This is a genomic window from Streptomyces sp. BE303 (assembly GCF_036290945.1).
Classification (GTDB): Bacteria; Actinomycetota; Actinomycetes; order Streptomycetales; family Streptomycetaceae; genus Kitasatospora.
This window is the reverse complement of record NZ_JAQYWZ010000126.1, coordinates 1-595: the sequence shown is the minus strand read 5'-3', so window position 1 is coordinate 595 and position 595 is coordinate 1. Positions and strand designations below refer to the sequence as shown.

The 595-nt window shown below is 72.3% G+C and carries 1 protein-coding gene; it reads right to left on the bottom strand.

The genetic code is table 11. From position 1 onward, the window contains the following. Positions 1-595 (bottom strand): ATP-binding cassette domain-containing protein (locus PUR56_RS00500; RefSeq protein ID WP_329947377.1); only part of this gene is annotated, 595 nt, incomplete at both ends.

Sequence of the window (595 nt, the reverse complement as noted above, 5' to 3'; positions counted from 1 at the left end):
GGCTTTGCGTTCCTCGGGGGCGAGGCCGAGGCCGGCGCGGATGGCGTCGCCGGGGTGGCCGGAGCGCAGGGTGCGGCCGTCGAGGGTGACGGTGCCGGAGCGGAGGGGCTGGTCGCCGGCGAGGGCGAGGGCGAGTTCGGAACGTCCGGCGCCGATGAGTCCGGCCAGGCCGACGACCTCGCCGGCGTGGATGCGCAGGTCGATGCCGGTGACGTGGTCGGTGGTCACGGCGCGGACATCCAACACGAGGCGGTCGGTGGCGACGCGTTCGCGGGTGAACATGGCGGACAGGTCCCGGCCGACCATCAGCCGCACGAGGTCGCCCTCGCTGGTGGTGGCGGCGTCCTGGACGCCGGCGAGGGCGCCGTCGCGCAGCACTGCGATGCGGTCGGCGAGCTGGAAGATCTCCTGCATGCGGTGGGAGACGTAGACGACGGCTACGCCTTGGTCGCGTAGGCGGCGGATGAGGGCGAAGAGCGCGTCGACCTCGTGTTCGGACAGCGAGGAGGTGGGTTCGTCGAAGGCGATGACTTTGGCGTCGCCGGTGAGGGCGCGCAGGATTTCGACGAGTTGGCGTTGGGCGGGGGTGAGCTGG